The 18,644-nt window shown below is 59.3% G+C and carries 16 protein-coding genes and 1 tRNA gene; 6 read left to right on the forward strand and 11 right to left on the reverse strand.

The genetic code is table 11. The features are described from left to right. Nucleotides 1-57: 57 nt before the first annotated feature. Nucleotides 58-133 (reverse strand) — tRNA-Val (locus D3P04_RS09425). Nucleotides 134-162: 29 nt separating this feature from the next. Continuing rightward, entirely contained in the window at nucleotides 163-693 is a 531-nt protein-coding gene (locus D3P04_RS09430) for a histidine phosphatase family protein (RefSeq protein WP_119748150.1), read from the reverse strand. Between the two features lie 143 nt (nucleotides 694-836). Here D3P04_RS09430 and D3P04_RS09435 point away from each other — a divergent pair, with 143 nt between their 5' ends. Beyond that, nucleotides 837-2,438 (forward strand): bifunctional metallophosphatase/5'-nucleotidase, encoded by a 1,602-nt coding sequence (locus tag D3P04_RS09435; protein WP_119748152.1) that lies wholly within the window; start codon nucleotides 837-839, stop codon nucleotides 2,436-2,438. Nucleotides 2,439-2,962: 524 nt separating this feature from the next. Continuing rightward, entirely contained in the window at nucleotides 2,963-5,761 is a 2,799-nt protein-coding gene (locus D3P04_RS23675) for a Hint domain-containing protein (protein WP_119748154.1), read from the forward strand. Nucleotides 5,762-6,005: 244 nt separating this feature from the next. Here the strand turns inward: D3P04_RS23675 and soxB are convergent, their stop codons facing one another. The 5 genes from soxB to soxX all read right to left on the reverse strand — a co-directional run bounded on the left by soxB (nucleotide 6,006) and on the right by soxX (nucleotide 9,978). Further along, nucleotides 6,006-7,694 (reverse strand): thiosulfohydrolase SoxB, encoded by a 1,689-nt coding sequence (gene soxB / locus D3P04_RS09445; protein ID WP_119748156.1) that lies wholly within the window; start codon nucleotides 7,692-7,694, stop codon nucleotides 6,006-6,008. A gap of 76 nt (nucleotides 7,695-7,770) precedes the next feature. Then, nucleotides 7,771-8,643, reverse strand: coding sequence for a sulfur oxidation c-type cytochrome SoxA (soxA, locus tag D3P04_RS09450; protein ID WP_119748158.1), 873 nt, complete (start codon nucleotides 8,641-8,643; stop codon nucleotides 7,771-7,773). Nucleotides 8,644-8,710: 67 nt separating this feature from the next. After that, nucleotides 8,711-9,040 (reverse strand): thiosulfate oxidation carrier complex protein SoxZ, encoded by a 330-nt coding sequence (gene soxZ / locus D3P04_RS09455; protein ID WP_119748160.1) that lies wholly within the window; start codon nucleotides 9,038-9,040, stop codon nucleotides 8,711-8,713. A gap of 20 nt (nucleotides 9,041-9,060) precedes the next feature. Further along, nucleotides 9,061-9,501, reverse strand: coding sequence for a thiosulfate oxidation carrier protein SoxY (gene soxY, locus D3P04_RS09460; RefSeq protein ID WP_119748162.1), 441 nt, complete (start codon nucleotides 9,499-9,501; stop codon nucleotides 9,061-9,063). A 6-nt stretch (nucleotides 9,502-9,507) separates the two neighbouring features. Continuing rightward, nucleotides 9,508-9,978, reverse strand: a complete 471-nt coding sequence (soxX, locus tag D3P04_RS09465) for a sulfur oxidation c-type cytochrome SoxX (protein ID WP_119748163.1) — start codon at nucleotides 9,976-9,978, stop codon at nucleotides 9,508-9,510. A 235-nt stretch (nucleotides 9,979-10,213) separates the two neighbouring features. Between soxX and D3P04_RS09470 the strand changes: the two genes are divergently transcribed. The 3 genes from D3P04_RS09470 to D3P04_RS23075 all read left to right on the forward strand — a co-directional run bounded on the left by D3P04_RS09470 (nucleotide 10,214) and on the right by D3P04_RS23075 (nucleotide 12,752). Beyond that, on the forward strand, nucleotides 10,214-10,642 hold the full coding sequence (locus tag D3P04_RS09470; protein ID WP_232844949.1) for a thioredoxin domain-containing protein: 429 nt from the start codon (nucleotides 10,214-10,216) through the stop codon (nucleotides 10,640-10,642). Nucleotides 10,643-10,773: 131 nt separating this feature from the next. After that, nucleotides 10,774-12,066: a serine--tRNA ligase gene (gene serS / locus D3P04_RS09475; protein ID WP_119748165.1), complete on the forward strand. Its 1,293-nt coding sequence runs from the start codon at nucleotides 10,774-10,776 to the stop codon at nucleotides 12,064-12,066. A 218-nt stretch (nucleotides 12,067-12,284) separates the two neighbouring features. Continuing rightward, complete coding sequence (locus tag D3P04_RS23075) at nucleotides 12,285-12,752, forward strand: hypothetical protein (RefSeq protein ID WP_147391906.1); 468 nt, start codon at nucleotides 12,285-12,287, stop codon at nucleotides 12,750-12,752. Nucleotides 12,753-12,852: 100 nt separating this feature from the next. Here D3P04_RS23075 and der read toward each other — a convergent pair whose 3' ends face one another. From der to D3P04_RS09490, 3 genes are read right to left on the reverse strand one after another with little or no spacing between them, the layout of a single operon-like run. After that, nucleotides 12,853-14,337, reverse strand: a complete 1,485-nt coding sequence (der, locus tag D3P04_RS09480) for a ribosome biogenesis GTPase Der (RefSeq protein ID WP_119748166.1) — start codon at nucleotides 14,335-14,337, stop codon at nucleotides 12,853-12,855. After that, the gene (locus D3P04_RS09485; protein WP_119748242.1) at nucleotides 14,334-15,659 is read right to left on the reverse strand and encodes a PQQ-like beta-propeller repeat protein; all 1,326 of its coding nucleotides are present in this window, start codon (nucleotides 15,657-15,659) and stop codon (nucleotides 14,334-14,336) included. Before D3P04_RS09485 ends, der begins: the two co-directional genes overlap by 4 nt. A 51-nt stretch (nucleotides 15,660-15,710) precedes the next feature. After that, nucleotides 15,711-16,373, reverse strand: coding sequence for a tetratricopeptide repeat protein (locus tag D3P04_RS09490; protein ID WP_119748168.1), 663 nt, complete (start codon nucleotides 16,371-16,373; stop codon nucleotides 15,711-15,713). A gap of 131 nt (nucleotides 16,374-16,504) precedes the next feature. Between D3P04_RS09490 and D3P04_RS09495 the strand changes: the two genes are divergently transcribed. Further along, nucleotides 16,505-17,485 (forward strand): calcium-binding protein, encoded by a 981-nt coding sequence (locus D3P04_RS09495; protein WP_119748170.1) that lies wholly within the window; start codon nucleotides 16,505-16,507, stop codon nucleotides 17,483-17,485. A gap of 20 nt (nucleotides 17,486-17,505) precedes the next feature. Here the strand turns inward: D3P04_RS09495 and D3P04_RS09500 are convergent. Then, nucleotides 17,506-18,644 (reverse strand): efflux RND transporter permease subunit (locus D3P04_RS09500; protein ID WP_147391907.1); only part of this gene is annotated, 1,139 nt, incomplete at its 5' end.

Raw genomic sequence — 18,644 nt, forward strand, 5'->3', positions numbered from 1 at the left:
CATCTCTTGCGAAAACGCCCAGATCCCCGGGAAACATCGCAAACCATTTGACGGGAATGGTGGGCGGTGAGGGGCTCGAACCCCCGACATCTTCGGTGTAAACGAAGCGCTCTACCAACTGAGCTAACCGCCCGTCCGGGGGCTTTTAGCCCGAACTTCCGGCTAACGCCAGACCTCTTGTGCAGCATTGCGGATCACGTGAACGGCGCCCTGCTCCACCGTAAGCTCGCCGATCCGCGACAAGGGCCAGCCAAGCGCGTGAATGCGCAGCATTCGCAGCGTGATGCCATGGGTGACGATCAGTGCCGGACCCGGCAGATCGGCCAGAAAACCGTGGCAACGTGCGGATAGCTGCTCCAGATGCTCTCCTCCGGGTGTGCGATCGTACCAGTCTATCGGCGCACCGGTAAACAGCTCCGGCCTTTGCCGCTGCAAATCTTCAAGCAAATGCCCGGTGAACTCGCCCACATCGATCTCGCGCAGCCGGTGGTCCGTTGCAAAGGACATGCCGCCAAAGACGATTTCGGCTGTGCGGACCGCACGCCCCTGTGGGCTGGAATAGCGGGCCGCCCCGATATCCGCGATCAGCCGCGCCTGCCGCCCGGCCTGCGCAAGCCCCCGCGCGGTCAGAGCCGAGTCGCGCAGGCCCTGCAGGCGGCCGGCACGGTTCCACTCGGTCTGTCCGTGGCGCATCAGATAGAGATCGGGAAATATTGACCTGCTCCTTCGGATGGTGCGTCACGGCGCTGACACATGTTTCGCTTTGGGTTTGACCGCTTAACATGGTTGCGTCAATCTGCCACCGGGGAACCCAACAAGGCGGAAGGGAACGAGCCATGAGTTTTCGCGTTCTGACGGCGGCCTCGGTCGTGGCCATGTTTGCAGGAACGGCGCAGGCCGATTATGTGCTGCATATCCTGCATACCAACGATCTGCACAGCCGGATCGAACCGATCAACGAACATGACAGTACCTGCGATGCCGAAACGAAAGAGGCGGGCGAATGCTTTGGCGGCGTGGCGCGGGTTGCCTCGAAGGTCAAGGAATTGCGGGACAGGATCACTGCCGAGGGCGGTAATATCCTGGTCCTCGACGCGGGCGACCAATATCAGGGATCGTTGTTCTACACGACCTACAAGGGCGAGGATGTGGCCGAATTCATGACCGCGATCGGTTATGACGCGATGGCGCTGGGCAATCACGAATTCGACGATGGCCCCGAAGGCGCAGAGGTGCTTGCCGACGGAGTCGAATTCCCGGTGATCTCGGGCAATCTGGATCTGTCGCAATCGAATATCCTCAAGGACAAGATCGGCGATACCCTGACGCTGGAGGTCGGCGGACACAAGATCGGGATCGTATCGGCGCTGGCGATGGATACGCCCGAAACCGCCGCGCCGGGGCCGAACGTCATTTTCATGGACGATATCGAAAGCCTGAAAGGCGATGTGCAGGAACTGACCGATTCGGGCGTGAACAAGATCATCGCACTGACCCATGTGGGCTATCTGCGCGATAAGGAATTCGCCGCGCAGGTGCCGGGGATCGACGCGATTGTCGGCGGCCATTCGCATACGCTGCTTGGCGATATGGACGGCGCCGCAGGGGCCTATCCGACAATGGTCGAGGGGCCGGACGGGGCTCAGGTCCCGGTGGCGACCGCCTATGCCTATTCCAAATATCTGGGCCATCTGGAACTGACCTTCGACGATCAGGGCAACCTGACCAAGGCCGAGGGAGAGCCGATCCTTCTGGACAACTCGGTCCCCGAGGACGAGAAGATCGCCGCGCGCGTGACCGAGATGGCCGCCCCGATCGAGGAGCTGCGCGAGAAGGTCGTGGCCGAAACCGCCCGCCCCATCGGCGGCGACCGCGAGACCTGCCGCGCCCGAGAATGCGAGATGGGCACCCTTGTCGCCGATGCCATGCTGGACCGGGTGAAGGATCAGGGCGTCAGCATCGCGATCACCAATGGCGGCGGCTTGCGCGCCTCGATCGATCAGGGTCCGATCACCATGGGCGAGGTCTATACCGTCCTGCCCTTCCAGAACACGCTGGCGACATTCCTTCTGGACGGCGCGGATGTGGTCACCGCCCTGGAAAACGGCGCAAGCCAGATTGAGGAGGGCGCGGGCCGTTTCGCGCAGGTCGCCGGGCTGAAATATACCGTCGATCCGGCGGCGGAACCGGGCAGCAGGATCAGCGATGTGATGGTCATGCAGGATGACGACTGGGCGCCCATCGATCTGCAGGCGGAATATGGCGTCGTGTCAAACAACTACATGCGCACCGGCGGCGACGGCTATGACATCTTCGCCAGCAACGCGCGGGACGCCTATGATTTCGGCCCCGATCTGGCCGAGGTTCTGGCGGAATATCTTGCCGCGCAGGGGCCGGATTACGCGCCCGAGGTGGATGGGCGGATTACGGCGAAGTAGGGCGTTTTCGGTAAAGCCGGATGGTGTCCTGAAAGTCAAAGCGGCCTTTCAGGCTGTTTCTTCTGCTGTGATGCGTTCGGAATGAAAGAATATCACACTGCGCGGCGACGACGGCGGGGCGTGGGCAACACTGCATTGGCTTGATTTGCAAGCCTCTACGCAAGGCGCGTGATGCAGTCATGCGGATACCGGACGTAGAAAAGAACGTCGGCTCGCTGCAATTGGAGATTGAAAGAAATAACGGCCAACCTGTTCCGGATTCGAAACAGATTGGCGGGAATAATTATGAGTCGCTGTAGACATGTTTTAAACTACTCCTTAATGGAAATAATTGGAAGTAAATTTTGACCAAATAACTAAGGAGCAATGACGTTCAGTTTATTGTATCGCTTCGCATACAGTCACCAGAATGCGTGACTGCGAACCGATATTAATTACGGATCCTCGAGTTGTGATTTAACGGGTTAAACCTATTATGTCTTGAGGAAAATATACAGTGAAATTTTTATGTTTAGGAGCTTATAATGTCTGTATCAGCAGATACCTCTGAAATTCTGGACGATAATACAACGAGCTTTTCAAATATTTGGGCGCTATCGACGTTCAGTATGAACGGAGCAAATTATATTGCCGCAGGTAGTAATAGCGAGCAAAGCGTCACGATTTTCCGTGCAGACGATAATGGTTCATTAGTCGATGTTGGTAGTGCTGAAGCGGGAACATCGGTTGAAGCTGTTTCAACAATCACAACCTCATCCGGACATACATTTGTATACGCTGGCGGACAAGGAAATGGCGTTGGAATTTTTGAAGTTTCGCCAGATGGATCATTGACAAATATTGGTGAGTTTTCATCGGCCACAGGGGGAGACTTAACGGATATCGAAGCGTTGCATTCGATGACCACGAATGGAAACTCTTATCTTGTCACTACCGCGATAGCAGGTAATGGATTGTCGCTGTGGTCGGTTGACCCGGACACCGGAGAATTAAGCGAGGCGTCCACGCTTGAAGATACAGGTGACCTGGAACTCGAAGATATTCGAGGTATGGATATTGTAGCAACGTCAGATGGCGAACAGTATATCGTCGCGGCGGGCGGAGATGATGGAATTGGAAGCTACCGGGTAACGGCTGACGGCAAAATTGAAAGTGTAGCAACTATTCAGGATAGCTCTACATTGCGCCTCAATGACGTGGATTGGGTAACTAGCCATACCACTTCGACTGGCACCTATGTTTATGCTGGCGGTCAAGATTCCGGAATTTCTGTTTTCGAAGTAGGTAATGATGGCTCGCTGACCAATGTTCAGAACTGGGTCGGCGGGACGCTTAATACTTCGGATGGCACGAAGCTTTCCGTCGGTTTAGGTGATCTGCGTTCAGCAGCTACGGTAATGAATGACTATCTTGCTGTCGGCTCTAACGGCGAGAATATGAGTTATCTTTTTCAGATCGATGACGAAACAGGGCAGATTTTTCTGAGCGCTGTGGCTCCCACGAACGATCCAGAAGCCATGACGGCAGTCGGAGATCAGTTTATTGCGGGAACTCCAAGCGGTTTGGAAGTCATCACGCTTTCCGAAAATGGTGATTTCAATTTCCGCAATGCCGTGCAGGATAACGAAGATCCGAACACTTACAATATTCAGAACACCGCGGTAACGCATGCTCTTGAATATAACGGTGAAATCTATGTAATAGGAAGTTCACGAGACGGTGGCATCAGTTCGTTTCGAGTAACAGATACGAACGGTGATGTGCCCTCTACTTTAACCCAAGAGGGCATCGTCACCCCTAATGCTGACAGTCAGCCAGTCGAGGCAATCGCTTCAGTAGTCACCGATTCAGGGAAAGTCTTTATCTACACCGCAGGCCAGAACGACGGTGTAGATATATTTCAGATGGATGGGAGTGGCAATCTTGCGAGCGTAGGCACGCAACTGAGCACCTCTGACAATAACATCGTAGATGTTGAAGCATTAACCACTTTACGCTCTGGAGAAAGTGACTATCTGGTAACTTCCAGTGTTGGAGGGGATGCCTTGACCTTGTGGGAGGTGGAACCCGAGACCGGGGCTCTGACACAGCGTGATATCGTGCTCGACAAGGACAATTCGGAATTCGAATTGGAGGATGTGCGTGGCATGGACGTTGCCACTATGGCAGATGGTACACAATATATACTTGCTGGTGGTGGTGACGACGGGATCAGTGTTTTTAAAATAGATGACGGCAGTAAAACACTCCTGAACACGGGAAATATTAACAGTGGAAGTGGTACGGATGGAATATCTGCAATAAATGATATTGATTGGATAACAACTTATACCGCAGATTCTGGAACCTATGTTTATGCTGGCGGGCAGGGTAACGGGATTGCGGTTTTTAGCCTTAATACAGACGGCACGCTTACATTGGTGCAACAAGTAGATTCTGGTACATATTCCGATTCATTTGGAAATGACGTTTCAGTTACAATGTCCAATACGCGTGCTGGCGATGTGAATGTTGAAACCGGTCAATTGCTTGTTGGCAGTAGCGGGCAAGGGGCTGTCTATTTCTTTAATATCAACGCGGAAACAGGAGCGATATCTTTTCAGCACCTGACATCCGTTGATGGCAGTACCGAAGGAATCAGTTCTATCGCGGGTACAAGTGTTATCGCGCATGGAAATATTCTTTCTCTTGCTGAAGGAGTTACCTGCTTCACCTCCGGCACGCTGATCGAAACTAGTGACGGTAACAAACCGATCGAAGACCTCCGCCCTGGCGACATGATCGCCACCATGGATGACGGCTATCAACCCATCCGCTGGATCGGGTCTACCAGCCGCGATGCCATCGATCTGGCGCAGAACCCGAAGCTGAAACCGATCCGCATCGCCGCCGGTGCTTTGGGCGGCGGGCTGCCCGAGCGTGACCTGACCGTCAGCCGTCAGCACCGCGTGCTGATCCGCTCGAAAATCGCGCAGCGGATGTTCGGGGCCGAGGAAATCCTGATCCCCGCCATCAAGCTGGTCGGCCTGGACGGGATCGAGATCATCGAGGATTGCGAGGAGGTGACCTATTTCCACATCCTTTTCGACAAGCATCAGGTGATCTTTTCGGAAGACGCGCCGACCGAAAGCCTGTTCACCGGCCCGATCGCCCTGCAAAGCGTCCCCGCCGAAGCGCGGAAAGAGATCGTGACCCTGTTCCCCGAGATCACCGAACCGGATTTCGTAGCGCAATCCGCCCGCCCGATCCCCGAGCAGGGCAAGCAGATCAAGCAACTGGTCGCGCGGCATAAAAAACGCGGCATGCCGCTGTTGAGCCGCTGATCCCCTGGATCTCTTTCGAAATCAAATCCCTGCCCGGTTCAAAGGATCGGGCAGAGAAAATTTCCAAACCGCGACATTTGGCGTTTCGTCGCTATTGGACAACAGAAGCACCACAGGAGAATATAGGCGCCTGCCCGGATTGCTTCCTCTTCTTCTTTGTCCAAATACCTCGGGGGTCCGGGGGCAGCGCCCCCGGCCATCAAGGACACAAATAGCCGGCATTTCTGCTTGAGCGCGACACGCCCTAGCCCTCCATGATGGTGATTGCACTGTTCGGTGCCGGGCTGACGGTGCCCTGTGTGCGGATGTAATTCTCGACCACATCCCAGATTTGAGGCCCCTCGGTGCCCTCATTCACCGAGGCCCAGCCGGCGACGGTATAATTCCGTGCCGGGTCTATGGGGCTGTTATCCTTCAGCAGGACCATATCCGAGATGCGATTGCCGATTTCGGCCCGGGGGTCGATGCTGTAGCCCAGACCACCCGTGCGGACCATGTCGCCGCCTTGCTGATAATAGGGATCGGCATTGAAGATATTATCGGCCACGTCCTCCATGACGGCTTTCAGCGTCTCGCCCGTCATTTCATTGCGATAGGCTTGCCCATAGGTCATCGAGGTGACGGAATGGATGTCTTCGCGGGTGATATCGCCCGGCAGAACCGAGGCGCCCCAGCGGACCCCCGGCGAAAGGGCGATTTCGGCGTCGCGTTCGGACAGCAGCGCGTCGCAGATCAGATCGTCCCATGTGCCGTTGAAATTGCCGCGGCGATAAAGAAGCCCGTCGGTCCTGCCGATCACCTCTTCCAGTTCGGCCTTGTAGGGCGCGCGGATTTCCGCGATCAGGCCTGCCATCTCGGCATCGGGCTCGATGACATCGGAAAATACCGGGATCAGCTTGTGGCGGAAGCCTTGCATCCTGCCATCGCGGATATCCAGATCGACGCGGCTGACGAATTTGCCGTGGCTGCCGCTGGCGATGATGATCGTCTCGCCGACCTGCACAGGCTCGGGAATGGCGTCATGGGTATGGCCCGACAGGATCACGTCGATCCCCTTGACCCCGCTTGCCATCTTGTGATCGACATCAAAACCGTTATGCGACAGGCAGACGACCAGATCGACGCCCTCGGCGCGCAGATCATCCACCACCTGCTGCATCCGTTCCTCGCGGATGCCGAAACTGTATTCGGGGAACATCCAGTTCGGGTTGGCGATCGGGGTATAGGGGAAGGCCTGCCCGACGACGCCGATCCGCAGACCCCCTTTCTCGAATATCCGGGATGGCTCGAATGCGGGTTCGTCCCATTCCGCGTCGAAGATATTGGCGCCGAGCAAGGGCTGATCCATCATCCCGATCAGCTCTTGCACGCGGTCGGTGCCGAAGGTGAATTCCCAATGCGCGGTCATCGCCTCTGACCCCAGCAGGTTCATGACCCGCACCATGTCCTCGCCACGGGTTTTCAGGCTGGTAAAGCTGCCATGCCAGGTATCGCCCCCATCCAGCAAAAGCGTGTTGGGCCGTGCCGCGCGGATCGATTTGACCACCGTGGCGATGCGGTCGAAACCGCCCATCCGGCCGTAGGTTTTCGCGAGATCGGCGAAATCGGGCCAGGTCAGTGCATAGGCTTCGGGGCTGCCCGGCGCGATGCCGAACATCTTCTGGAATGCCTCGCCCACCACATGCGGAGCCCGACCCTGCGCCTGGCCCATGCCGATATTCGTATCGGGTTCGCGGAACCAGACCGGGCGCAGATGGGCGTGGCAATCGGTCAGGTGAATCAGCGTCAGATTGCCGAAATCCTCGAATCGCAGCAACTGGTCCTGCGTCAATGCCTGCTGCGCGAAGGCCCGGGTCAGATTGCCAAAGCCCAACCCCGCCAGCACAGCCGAACCGGCAAGACCGTATTGCAACATCTCGCGGCGCGAAAACATCGGCATCCTCCTGCATATTCATATGATTGGACCTTGCGGATCCAAAAACGGCACGGCACGCCCGCGCGGGCGGCGTTCAATGCCGGACGCTGACCCCCTCGACGGGCAGGCCATTGCCGCGGGAAGCCACGTAAAGTTCAAGCGCCCGGAATTCGTCGCTGCCCATGTCGAATGTTTCGCCGCGGGTGTCGCGGATGCAGCCGCGAAAGCGGTTATGCTGCGATACCAGAGCGGCCTGTTTCAGACGATAGACGGGGAAACCATTGGTCATGCCCTGCGACAGGTGATCGGCCCGGATCCAATCGCCATAATGACCTTCGTGGCAATTCGCGCAGGCAAGTTCAAGCTGGCCGTAACGGGTGTAATACATCTCGCGGCCCTGTTCCCAATAGGGTTCCGCGGGGCCGTCGATGGCCACATCCATCGGCATTCCGCGCGACTGGACCGAGATCGCGGCGGTCAGGTTCTTCATCCGGTCGCTGTCCCATTCCAAAGCCTCGGCCTGCATCCGGCTGGTGCGGCAATCGTTGATGTAATCTTCCATAGACCATAGATCGCCAGCCTCGTTGACTTTGGGCATGGCGGCCCGCACGCCCTTCATGCTTTCGATATCCTCGTGGCAGGAGGCGCAGCTTTTGCCGGCCTTACCCTCGACCGTGTTCCAGTCGTCGATCCCCTGATCGACGAAGATCATGCCGGGATTCTCGAAATCATCCATCTGCATCGCCTGTGTCGCGGCATCGCGGAACAGCCAGCCGGAATAGATCTGGTCGAACACGCCTTCCAGATGCGCGGGCGCGGGCGCCACGGTCGGCAATTCCAGCTCGCCACCATTGATCACGATCGGATCCGTCGTTTCAGGCTCCGTTTCGGCATGGGAGGGCACGGACAGGAAAAGCGCGGCGACCGCAGCCGTCATGGCACAGGCTTTCACACGGATCGAGCTCATCTGGGTTTTCCTTTGCTGGTGGCGTCCGGCCCTTCGGAGGGGCCGCGCTGCCTGTCGATTCATGCGGTCAGGAGATCTCGATGGGCTGCCTGTCCTCATAGACCGAGCCGTCATCGTCTTTCCATGTGAACAGGAATTCTCCGGATTCCGGCACTGCAACCTCGAATTCGAAATACGGGTTCGTGCTGATCGCGGGCTCCATCTTCACATCCAGCACCGGCGTGCCGTTGAAGCTGACACTGAAATGATTGATGATCGAGCGCGGGATGACATTGCCGTCCTGATCCTTGCGCTGGCCCGATTCCATCTGATGTGAAATCAGCGTCTTGATGGTGATCACCTCTCCGGCCTTGGCCGTTTTCGGCACACGGACGCGGGGTTTGACGTTATCTGCCATTTGCTTGTTCTCCTGTCCGGTCAGCCGCCGCAGCCGCCGATGGTGACTTTGACATTCCGTGCCGTCCGCACGAATTTGCCATCCGCCAGCCTGGCGATGGCGGTGATGTCCTGGGTCTTGGCCAGCCGGATCCGGGTCGAGGCCATATGCTTGCCGACCAGTTCGCCAAAGGTGAAGGTCGCGACCGGCGGAACGGGATTTCCCGGTGCCAGCACAAGGATTTCCGATGCCCCTTCAGCCTCGACCGAGATCGGTACGGTATTGCCATTCTCGGCAATCTCGGGCGCGTCAAGGGTGATCCCGTCGCCCTCGGTCACCTCGGCCCCGCCGGTGAATTCGGCGATCAGGTCGTCCACGGCCTTCGCCGCCTCTGTCTCTTGCGCCCGGGCGGTCCATGGCAATATCCCGGCCACGGCACCGGCGGCACCTGCTGCCAGAACGTCTCGTCTGTCCAATATCATGTCCTGTTACTCCTTCAGCGTCGCCAGATAGGCCACGACATCCTCGACCTGCTGAGCCGTCAGCAGGGGCGGCAACGGCTCGGTCCCAGCCTTGCCGGTGAATTCATCTCCGGGTCGGATATAGCCCGAGCTTTTGTAGAAACCCGGCATCATCGATTCGGGAAAGGTCCTCTTGGCATCGGCCACGATCCCGCGCAATTGCGCTTCTTCCCAGCGATCCCCCACGCCGTCAAGCGCCGGGCCGATCGTGCCCTGAAACTCGGCATCGGTGCGGCCGCTGATCTGATGACAGGCGACACAATTGCCGCTTTCCTTGTCACCATAGATCCGGGCGCCTTCCCGGGGATCCCCGGGCATGTCGCCAAGCGGGGCCGCGATAGCGCCGGTTTCATCGAAAGCGACGTCCTGCGGCACTGTCTCGGCGATCAGCGGCAGGGCGAAAACCACCGCCAGCAACGCCGCCAATGCCGCTGTCATGGCGTGACGCGGCAGCCGATCCTCTATCCGGTATCTCACATTCACCCTCATGGGTCAGAGGCAATCCTCGTGCTGGGCGGTAAAAATCCGCATTCTCTATATGCCCGTATCGAAGCGGATGAAATCCACTTCTCTGACGGGCAGGACCGACGGAATTATTGTTCCGGTATGCAAAGATGAGTAGATATGCATATATCCGAGGTCAAGGAATACCGCAGAAAAACGGGAAAGCTTCGTGACATCCCTTATCAGATATGCCGTGATCGCGTTACTCGGCTGTGCGGGCCTGTCCGCCCTGCCGGTTTTCGCGGAGGAAAGGGCGCAGGTGGCTGCCGATGCCGTGGATTGGCAGGCACAACCTGTCCGGCTGATGATGATCGAGCAGGCGGGCTGCATCTATTGCGCCGCATGGGACCGCGAGATCGGCCCCGGTTTTCCCAAATCCAGCGAAGGGCAGGCCGCTCCACTTCTGCGCGTGAATATCGATGGGCCGTGGCCCGATGGTATCGTGCTTGACCGTCGTCCGACCATCACGCCGACCTTCATCCTGCTGCGCGGCGGGATCGAGCTTGCCCGGCTGGAGGGTTATCCCGGCGATGAATATTTCTATCCCCTGATCGACGAGATGCTGTCCGACGCGGATATCGGAAGGGCCGGGGGGTGATCCTGCCCGGCATCTTTGGGTGAATTGCCCTTGCGGGCGGTGCCGGATATTTGTCGTGAAGAAGCGGCTTTTGTCCGTCACTGGCTTGAGGTAGTGAAAGCGCGGTAAAACAATATCAGACGGTGACAGACATGCATGACATTCGCGCCATCCGGGACAACCCCGAAGGTTTCGATGCAGCCCTTGCGCGGCGGGGGCTGGAGGGCATGTCATCATCGATCCTGTCGCTGGATGCCGAGCGCCGGGCGAAAATCGTCGAGGCCGAGACGGCGAAGGCCGAACAGAACAAGGCCAGCAAAGAGGTCGGCGCGGCGAAGGCGCGCGGCGATGAGGCCGAATTCGAACGGCTGCGCGCTCTGGTCGCCGAGAAAAAGGCGGATATCGCACGCCTGAACGAAGAAGCGGGCGAGATGGATGCCCGGCTGCGCGAGCTTTTGATGGGCATTCCGAACCTGCCGCTTGACGATGTGCCCGACGGCAAGGACGAAGAGGATAACGTCGAATTGCACCGCTGGGGCAATCCACGCAATTTCGGCTTTACCCCGGTCGAGCATTTCGAGATCGCGGCTGTCCGGCATGGCATGGATTTCGAGACGGCGGCGAAGCTTTCGGGCAGCCGTTTCGTGTTGCTGAAAGGCGGCGTGGCGCGGCTGCATCGGGCTTTGGCGCAGTTCATGATCGATTTGCATGTGACCCGGCACGATCTGGAAGAGACATGGACCCCGGTTCTGGTGCTGGAAGACATGATGACCGGCACCGGGCAGTTGCCGAAATTCGGGGAAGACAGCTATCAGACCCGCGAGGGCTGGTGGCTGATCCCGACCGCCGAGGTCACGCTGACCAATACCGTACATGGCGATCTTGTCGACCATGCCAGCCTGCCGCGCCGCATGGTCGCGCATAGCCAGTGCTTCCGTTCGGAAGCCGGAAGCGCCGGGCGCGACACCTCGGGCATGCTGCGCCAGCATCAGTTCGAGAAGGTCGAGATGGTCTCGGTCACCGATGCCGAAACCGGCATGGAGGAGCATGCCCGCATGACCCGCTGCGCCGAGGCCGTGCTTGAGGCGCTTGAACTGCCTTACCGCACGATCGCGCTGTGTACCGGCGATATGGGTTTCAGTGCCCGCATCACCCATGACCTTGAGGTCTGGCTGCCCGGTCAGGACAAATACCGCGAGATCAGCAGCGTCAGCTATTGCGGCGATTTCCAGGCCCGGCGCATGAATGCCCGCTATCGCCCCGAGGGTGGTGGCAAGCCGGAATTCGTCCATACGCTGAACGGCTCGGGCCTTGCGGTGGGGCGCTCCCTGATCGCGGTTCTGGAGAATGGCCAGCAAGAGGACGGCTCGGTCGAACTGCCCGCCGCGCTGCATCCGTATCTAATGGGCGCCAAGCGGCTGAGTTCGGAAGGGAAGCTGGTCTGAACGGTGGTGGTTCTGTGTCGGGGTTAGGGGCATCAAGTAGGCAATGCGGCTTGCTATGTGCTTAGACCGCAGGGTGGACGGAGTCCCGTTCTGCGATCAAAAAGATAAGTATCTGCAGCCTTGAGAAAATTGATATCTCCAGTGCGACCAAATATTTTTAGATCAACAAGCAGGTCACTGATCGAGAACTGCTGATCGTTACCAAAGGTTAATTTTTCATGTTTCCATTGCCGACAAGTTTTTCTGATTTTCTGGGACAGAGCTTAAAGACGCTACCCTACCTCGCCGTCATACTCGGATTGCTGTTCTTCAGCACGGGTGCGTGGCAGGTCAATTCATCTTCCAGTTTCTCCGAAGTCGCAGATAAAGTCGAAGCTTTGGTGATCAAAATTGATGAAAAGGAAGGCGAAAATAGCATAGTATACAGGCCTACGTTTGAGATCGCAGTGGCGGGCGGAAATCCAGTTCGTTATTCTGGAAACACATGGATATCGCCAAAACCACATGATGTAGGCGATGTCGTATCAGCCGGGTTCGATCCAGAAACCGGGGTAATCCTCAGCGATGCTATGCTGGCTCAAACGCAATATATGGGCCGTATATTTATGACTGTCGGCGCTGCAACTTTTGTTCTTGGCGCAGGTTTTTTTGCTTGGCGAAGGTTTTCCGGCAGAGCACGTACCTAAGGCATGACCACTGCTTCCTATCCTATGGAAAACTGGGCATCCATCAGTTCGTATAACGTCTCAGGCACAACAGTGACGGCGCTCGAAAGCTTCCTCTCCCTCACCCGCCCTTGGGCTTCTGCCGGTTCTTGTGCTTGGACAAGGCCCCTGACTGGCTGATCTTGTTCGCCTTGGCGCGGTAAGGGTTATCCTTGCCCTGATCGCGGAAGAACAGCCGGATCGGGGTGCCGGGCAGGTCGAAATCCGTGCGCAACCCGTTCACCAGATACCGCTGATAGGCGTCCGGGATCTTGTCGGTATGGGTCGCCTTGACGATGAATGCCGGCGGGCGTGTCTTGACTTGCGTCATGTAGCGCAGCCGGATCCGGCGGCCACCGGGGGCCGGGGGCGGATGGCTTTCGGTCATCACCTCAAGCCAGCGGTTCAGCCGCGCCGTGGAAATCCGGCGGTTCCAGACCTCATGCGCCTTCAGCACAGCCGCATGCAGCCGGTCCAGACCCTTGCCCGTTCGCGCCGAAACCGTCACCAGCGGAGCGCCCTTCAGTTGCGGCAGCAAGCGTTCGAAATTCGCGCGAAGCTCGTTCAGCTTATGCGGCTTGTCGTCCTCGAGATCCCATTTATTCGCGGCCACGACCACAGCGCGGCCCTCGGATTCGGCGAAATCGGCGATACGCAGATCCTGCTGCTCGAAGGGGATGGCGACGTCCAGAAGCACGACGACGACCTCGGCAAAGCGCACGGCGCGCAGCCCGTCGGCCACGGACAGCTTTTCGACCTTGTCCGTCACCTTGGCGCGTTTGCGCATTCCCGCCGTGTCGAAGATCCGCATGGGCGTGCCCATGAATTCACTCGTCACGCTGATGGAATCGCGGGTGATGCCAGCCTCGGGGCCGGTCAGTAGCCGATCCTCGCCGATGATCTTGTTGATCAGCGTCGATTTTCCGGCATTGGGTCGCCCGATCACCGCCAGTTGCAGGGGGCGCTTCGCGGAGGGCCGCCAATCTTCGGCAGCCTCGCCGGTCTCGGCCTCTTCCTCGGTCAGTTCGACTTCGGTGGCGGCCTCGATCGGCGCCGGACGTTCGGCATCGACGAAATCCGCCAGCGGCGCAAGCACGCGATAAAGATCGTCCATCCCCTCGCCATGTTCGGCCGAGATACGCAGCGGCTCACCCAACCCGAGCGCATAGGCCTCAAGCGCGCCCGCCTCTCCGGCATGTCCTTCGGCCTTGTTGGCGGCAAGGATCACATGGCGGGCGCGGCGGCGCAGGATCTCGGCGAAATATTCATCCGCCGCCGTCACGCCGGCGCGGGCATCGACGACGAACAGGCAGATATCGGCCTCGTCCACGGCGCGTTCGGTCAGGCGGCGCATCCGGCCCTGAAGGCTGTCGTCATCGGCCATCTCCAGCCCGGCGGAATCGATCACCACGAAACGCAGATCGCCCAGCCTGCCCGCGCCTTCGCGCAGGTCGCGGGTCACGCCCGGCTGATCGTCGACCAGCGCAAGCCGCTTGCCGACCAGCCGGTTGAACAGCGTCGATTTGCCGACATTGGGCCGGCCGACGATGGCGAGGGTAAAGCTCATCTGTAAGCGTGCAATTGTCCGCCGCGCGAGACGACGAACAAAGTCTGCCCCGCGACGACCGGAGCGGTTGCCGCACCGCCGGGAATCTCGGCCTGCCCGACCAGCTGCCCCGAAGCCGGATCGAAGGCGCGCAGCACCCCGTCGGTCGAGGCGACGAACAGCCGCCCCCCGGCCAGAATCGGGCCGTAGCTAGCATAGATGCGATCCTGTTTCTTGACCCTCTCGTCGGTATAGTAGGGCAGCGGCACCCGCCAGATCAGGCCGCCGGTCGCCGCGTCCAGCCGGATCAGTTCGGCCTGGTCATTGACCGCAAAGACCGAGCCGCCGGCGACCACGACCGGCCCGTTCGCACCATCGCGCGAGGTCCAGTTCCGCATGCCGGTTGCCATATCGACCGCGTCGATCCGGCCCGAAGAGGTGCCGCCATAGACTGCCCCGCCCGAGATCACCGGATCGCCGGTCAGATCGCGGATCGTGGCGATTGCCCGTCCGGGGCGGGTTCCGGCGACCTGCGCGGACCACAGTGTTGCCCCGGAGTCGGTATCCACGCCCAGAAGCTGCCCCGAGGTGAAGGGGAAGACGACCGTGCCACCCTGAACCGCAGGCGCGGATACGCCCATGACACCGGCGTTGGAAGGGGTGCCGGATGTCTGCCACAGAACCTTGCCATCCGAGGCGCGAACCGCCCAGCCGATATTATTGCGCGCCGCGACATAGACCGTGCCGTTCTGCACTGCAGGGCCACCTCCGATGGCGGCATCCACCCGTTGCCGCCACAGGATACCGCCCGAAGCGGCATCAAGCGCCACAAGTTCGCCAAAGCCGGTTGTCGCAAAGACACGCCCGCCCTCATATGCCAGCCCCCCGCCCGAGGCGCTGTTGGGATTATCGCCCTGCGGGGTTACATTGGTCGACCATGCGGTGCCGCCCGAAAGCGCGGTCGCGGTCACGGTCGAGCGGCTGTCCAGTGTGAAGACACGTCCACCCGCCACGATCGGATCGGCAGTGATCCTATGGCGGCGGTCGTCGCCCTGCCCGATATTCGCCGAGAAGATGCGGCTGGTCCCGGCGGCAAGCGAGACATGTCCCGGCTCATGCGCGGCATTGCCTCCGCGATGGGTCCATTCGCCATTCACCCGAGGCGAGGCCAGCGAAAGCGCGGTCGAGCTTACAGCGGCATTGCCTTCGACCGCGGGGCCGTCGGGCGATGTCACCGCCAGCGGATCAAGCCGCTCGCCGGCAAGGATGATTTCCTTTTCTCCACAGGCGGTCAAAGTCGCCATGGCGGCAAGCGCGATGGTCAGTTTCAGCGTGGCGGTCATGCTTGTCCCTCCCTTGTCTTTCATCATTTGCCGTCCGGTCATCATACAGGCTCATTCACCCGGAACGGAGGACTCGGGTTCGCCGGTCAACACGATCATCATCTCGGAAAGGCGCTGGCGCAAGGCTTCACTCAGCCCCTCTTTCTGCTGAATCTGCCGAATCAGGGTGATTGCATCCTCTTCCCGATCCGCTTCCAGCAGCGCGATCGCTTTTTGTTCCAGCGCAAGCAATTCGAAAGGCGCACCGGTCCGGGACAGATGGGTCAGGATCTGGTCCTTTTCCGCGGCATCCATCGACGATCCGGTCAGCATCACCAATTTCAGTTGCGCAAGTTCCTTCAGCACGCCATCCGATTCGCTGTCCTCGGCCAAGGTCCGCACGGCTTCAACCGCGGCATCCGTTCCGCCGGATTCGGCCCATTCGCCTGCCGCAAGCAGCGTGCCAAGCGCCTTGCGCTCGTTGGAACCATCCGGATCGACCTTGGTCAGTGCGGCCGGATCGCCGGATGCCTGCGCGGCAAGGATCGCGTCGCCCCATGCCCGGGCCTCCTGGCGTTCACGCGATAATGACCATTCCCGCCATATCGCGCCGCCCACGATGCCCAGAATGACCAGGATCGCGATCCAGCCATAGCGGCGGAACAATCCGAACAGCTTGTCGCGGCGCAGCTCGTCTGTCACCTCGTTAAAGAAGCTGTCGTTCTGATTAGCCATGAGGCACCTTGCTTTTGTCTTTTCCTTGCAGTTCGTCTTATACTGCGTGAAAGGCAATTGCCAATGCCGACCGGAACAGCAATCCTGTCCGGAATATTTGTCGGGAAGTTCAGGGTTACGGAGCAAGGTTCATGTTTGATCAATATTCGATGCATCTCATGTCATGGTGGGCCCTGTTCGGCCTTACGCTGACGCTTGGCATCAGCCTGAGCGATGATGACGACAATAACAGTTCATCGCCCGGCCCCGATCCCGTGCCCGAACCGTTTCAGGGCCGAGAGGATTTCGACCCTAACGCATATGACGAAATCTGGGTCGGCGGCAGCGACGGCGACGCCCTGACGGCTGACAGGGATGTCTCTCATGCCATGGCGGGGCTGGGGGGAAACGATACCCTGACCGGGTCGTATGAGCGTGACTATATCCTTGGCGGCGCCGGCGATGATGAGATCATGTCGCGTCTGGACAGCGATATCGTCTATGCCGGGGATGGAAATGATTTCGTGAATTCCGGCTGGCAGAATGATTTCGTCTCGGGCGGTCGCGGAGATGACACGATCAACGGGCTTTATGGCAATGACGCTCTTCTGGGCGATGAGGGGAACGACCAGATCATCGGATTCGACGGGCTGGATACGATCGACGGCGGTGCGGGCAACGATACGCTGAGCGGTTTCAAAACCGGTCAGGCAGCCGTCAGCAACGAGGCCAATGCCGATGCAGATGGTGCGGATATTCTGATTGGCGGGGATGGCGATGACGAATTGTGGCTTGCCGCCGCCGATACCGGCGCAGGCGGCGAAGGGGCGGACACATTCATAACCGATCATCGCTTCGGCATTGATGAAGGCAGCGCCATTATTTCGGACTACAATGCCGATGAGGATCAGATCTACCTGCTGGTCGATCCCACGCCCGAGGGTGAGGAGCCGCCGGAGATCACTCAGAATGTCAGTGAAAACGGTGAAGATCGGCTTATTCTGGTCAACGGTGTCGAAGTGGCGCAGGTGACCGGGGCTGGCGCAGGGGATGATCTGGATATCCAGACCGTGACCGAGTTCCCGTCCGAGGATGAGCCGCAACCGGAAGAGCAGCCGGTTCCCGTGGCCTGACGCAAACCGGGTGTTGCGCGCTACTCTGCCGGAAGCGATTGCGGCTTGTCATCCTTGGCCAGTGCCTTGTCATCGGGGCGGAGCCTGACGCCCTCGATCAGCACATAGATGACCGGTGTCAGCAAAAGCGTCAGTATGAATGCAAGGCTAAGGCCGCCGACGATGACCGCCCCGATGGCGCGGCGGCTTTCTGCCCCCGCCCCGGTGGCCAGCGCAAGGGGGACCGCGCCCAGAACCGTTGCGATCGTGGTCATCATCACCGGGCGCAGGCGCGTGACTGCGCCTTCCCGCGCGGCGTCGCGCAGGGAATGCCCTTCGGCGCGAAGCTGGTTCGAGAATTCCACGATCAGAATGCCGTTCTTGGCCATGATCCCGATCAGCAGGATCATCCCCACCTGCGAAAAGATATTGATCGACATGCCGGTGATCAAAAGCGTCACCGCCGCGCCCGCCAGCCCCAAAGGCACCGTCAGCATGATGGTCAGGGGCGAGCGGAAGCTTTCGAATTGCGCCGCCAGCACAAGGAACACGATGGCAAGCGCCATGGCAAAGACCGTCGCCACCCCGCCTGAGGATTCAAGATAATTCCGCGCTTGTCCCTTCCATGAAAGCGCGGCGCCTGCAGGCAATCCGGCGGTCGCTTCCTGCACGGCGCGCATGCCGGTCGCAAGATCGGTGCCTTCGGGCAGGTCAGCCTGCATCTCGACCGAAATCAGCCGGTCGTAGCGGTTGATCTCGGGCGCGGTCGCGCCGGTACTGATCGAGGCAAAGGCCGCAAGCGGGATCAGATCGCCGCGATCATTGCGCAACTGCACCGAAAGCATATCCTCGACCGAATCGCGATCCTCGGGGGCGGCTTGCAGGACGACGGGATATTGCCTGCTGTCCGAACTGTATTCCCCGACCGAGCGCGACGCGAACAGAACCTGCAGGGTCTGTGCGATGGATTGCGAGGTAAGGCCCAGATCCTGCGCGCGGGCCCGGTCTATATGCAAATTGGCCCCCGGCTGGTTCGCCGAGTAATTCACCTCGACCGCGGCGAGTCTGGGATCCTCTTCCAGCACGCTTGCGACCTGATTGGCCCATTCCTCGGCCCGGCTGATATCCGGCGCGCTCAGCATCCAGCTGATATTGCCTTGCGATCCCCGCATCCCCAGCC

Source organism: Paracoccus onubensis, assembly GCF_003591515.1.
Taxonomy (GTDB): domain Bacteria; phylum Pseudomonadota; class Alphaproteobacteria; order Rhodobacterales; family Rhodobacteraceae; genus Paracoccus; species Paracoccus onubensis.

What these genes read in the sequence shown, in the direction of transcription:
- D3P04_RS23075 (WP_147391906.1), top strand. Translation starts at nt 12,285, where the DNA reads ATGTTTCCATTGCCGACAAGTTTTTCTGATTTTCTGGGACAGAGCTTA.
- D3P04_RS09490 (WP_119748168.1), bottom strand. Translation starts at nt 16,373, where the DNA reads ATGGCTAATCAGAACGACAGCTTCTTTAACGAGGTGACAGACGAGCTG.
- soxZ (WP_119748160.1), bottom strand. Translation starts at nt 9,040, where the DNA reads ATGGCAGATAACGTCAAACCCCGCGTCCGTGTGCCGAAAACGGCCAAG.
- D3P04_RS09495 (WP_119748170.1), top strand. Translation starts at nt 16,505, where the DNA reads ATGTTTGATCAATATTCGATGCATCTCATGTCATGGTGGGCCCTGTTC.
- D3P04_RS09430 (WP_119748150.1), bottom strand. Translation starts at nt 693, where the DNA reads ATGCGCCACGGACAGACCGAGTGGAACCGTGCCGGCCGCCTGCAGGGC.
- D3P04_RS09435 (WP_119748152.1), top strand. Translation starts at nt 837, where the DNA reads ATGAGTTTTCGCGTTCTGACGGCGGCCTCGGTCGTGGCCATGTTTGCA.
- der (WP_119748166.1), bottom strand. Translation starts at nt 14,337, where the DNA reads ATGAGCTTTACCCTCGCCATCGTCGGCCGGCCCAATGTCGGCAAATCG.
- soxY (WP_119748162.1), bottom strand. Translation starts at nt 9,501, where the DNA reads ATGATATTGGACAGACGAGACGTTCTGGCAGCAGGTGCCGCCGGTGCC.
- soxX (WP_119748163.1), bottom strand. Translation starts at nt 9,978, where the DNA reads ATGACAGCGGCATTGGCGGCGTTGCTGGCGGTGGTTTTCGCCCTGCCG.
- serS (WP_119748165.1), top strand. Translation starts at nt 10,774, where the DNA reads ATGCATGACATTCGCGCCATCCGGGACAACCCCGAAGGTTTCGATGCA.
- D3P04_RS23675 (WP_119748154.1), top strand. Translation starts at nt 2,963, where the DNA reads ATGTCTGTATCAGCAGATACCTCTGAAATTCTGGACGATAATACAACG.
- soxB (WP_119748156.1), bottom strand. Translation starts at nt 7,694, where the DNA reads ATGTTTTCGCGCCGCGAGATGTTGCAATACGGTCTTGCCGGTTCGGCT.
- soxA (WP_119748158.1), bottom strand. Translation starts at nt 8,643, where the DNA reads ATGAGCTCGATCCGTGTGAAAGCCTGTGCCATGACGGCTGCGGTCGCC.
- D3P04_RS09485 (WP_119748242.1), bottom strand. Translation starts at nt 15,659, where the DNA reads ATGACCGCCACGCTGAAACTGACCATCGCGCTTGCCGCCATGGCGACT.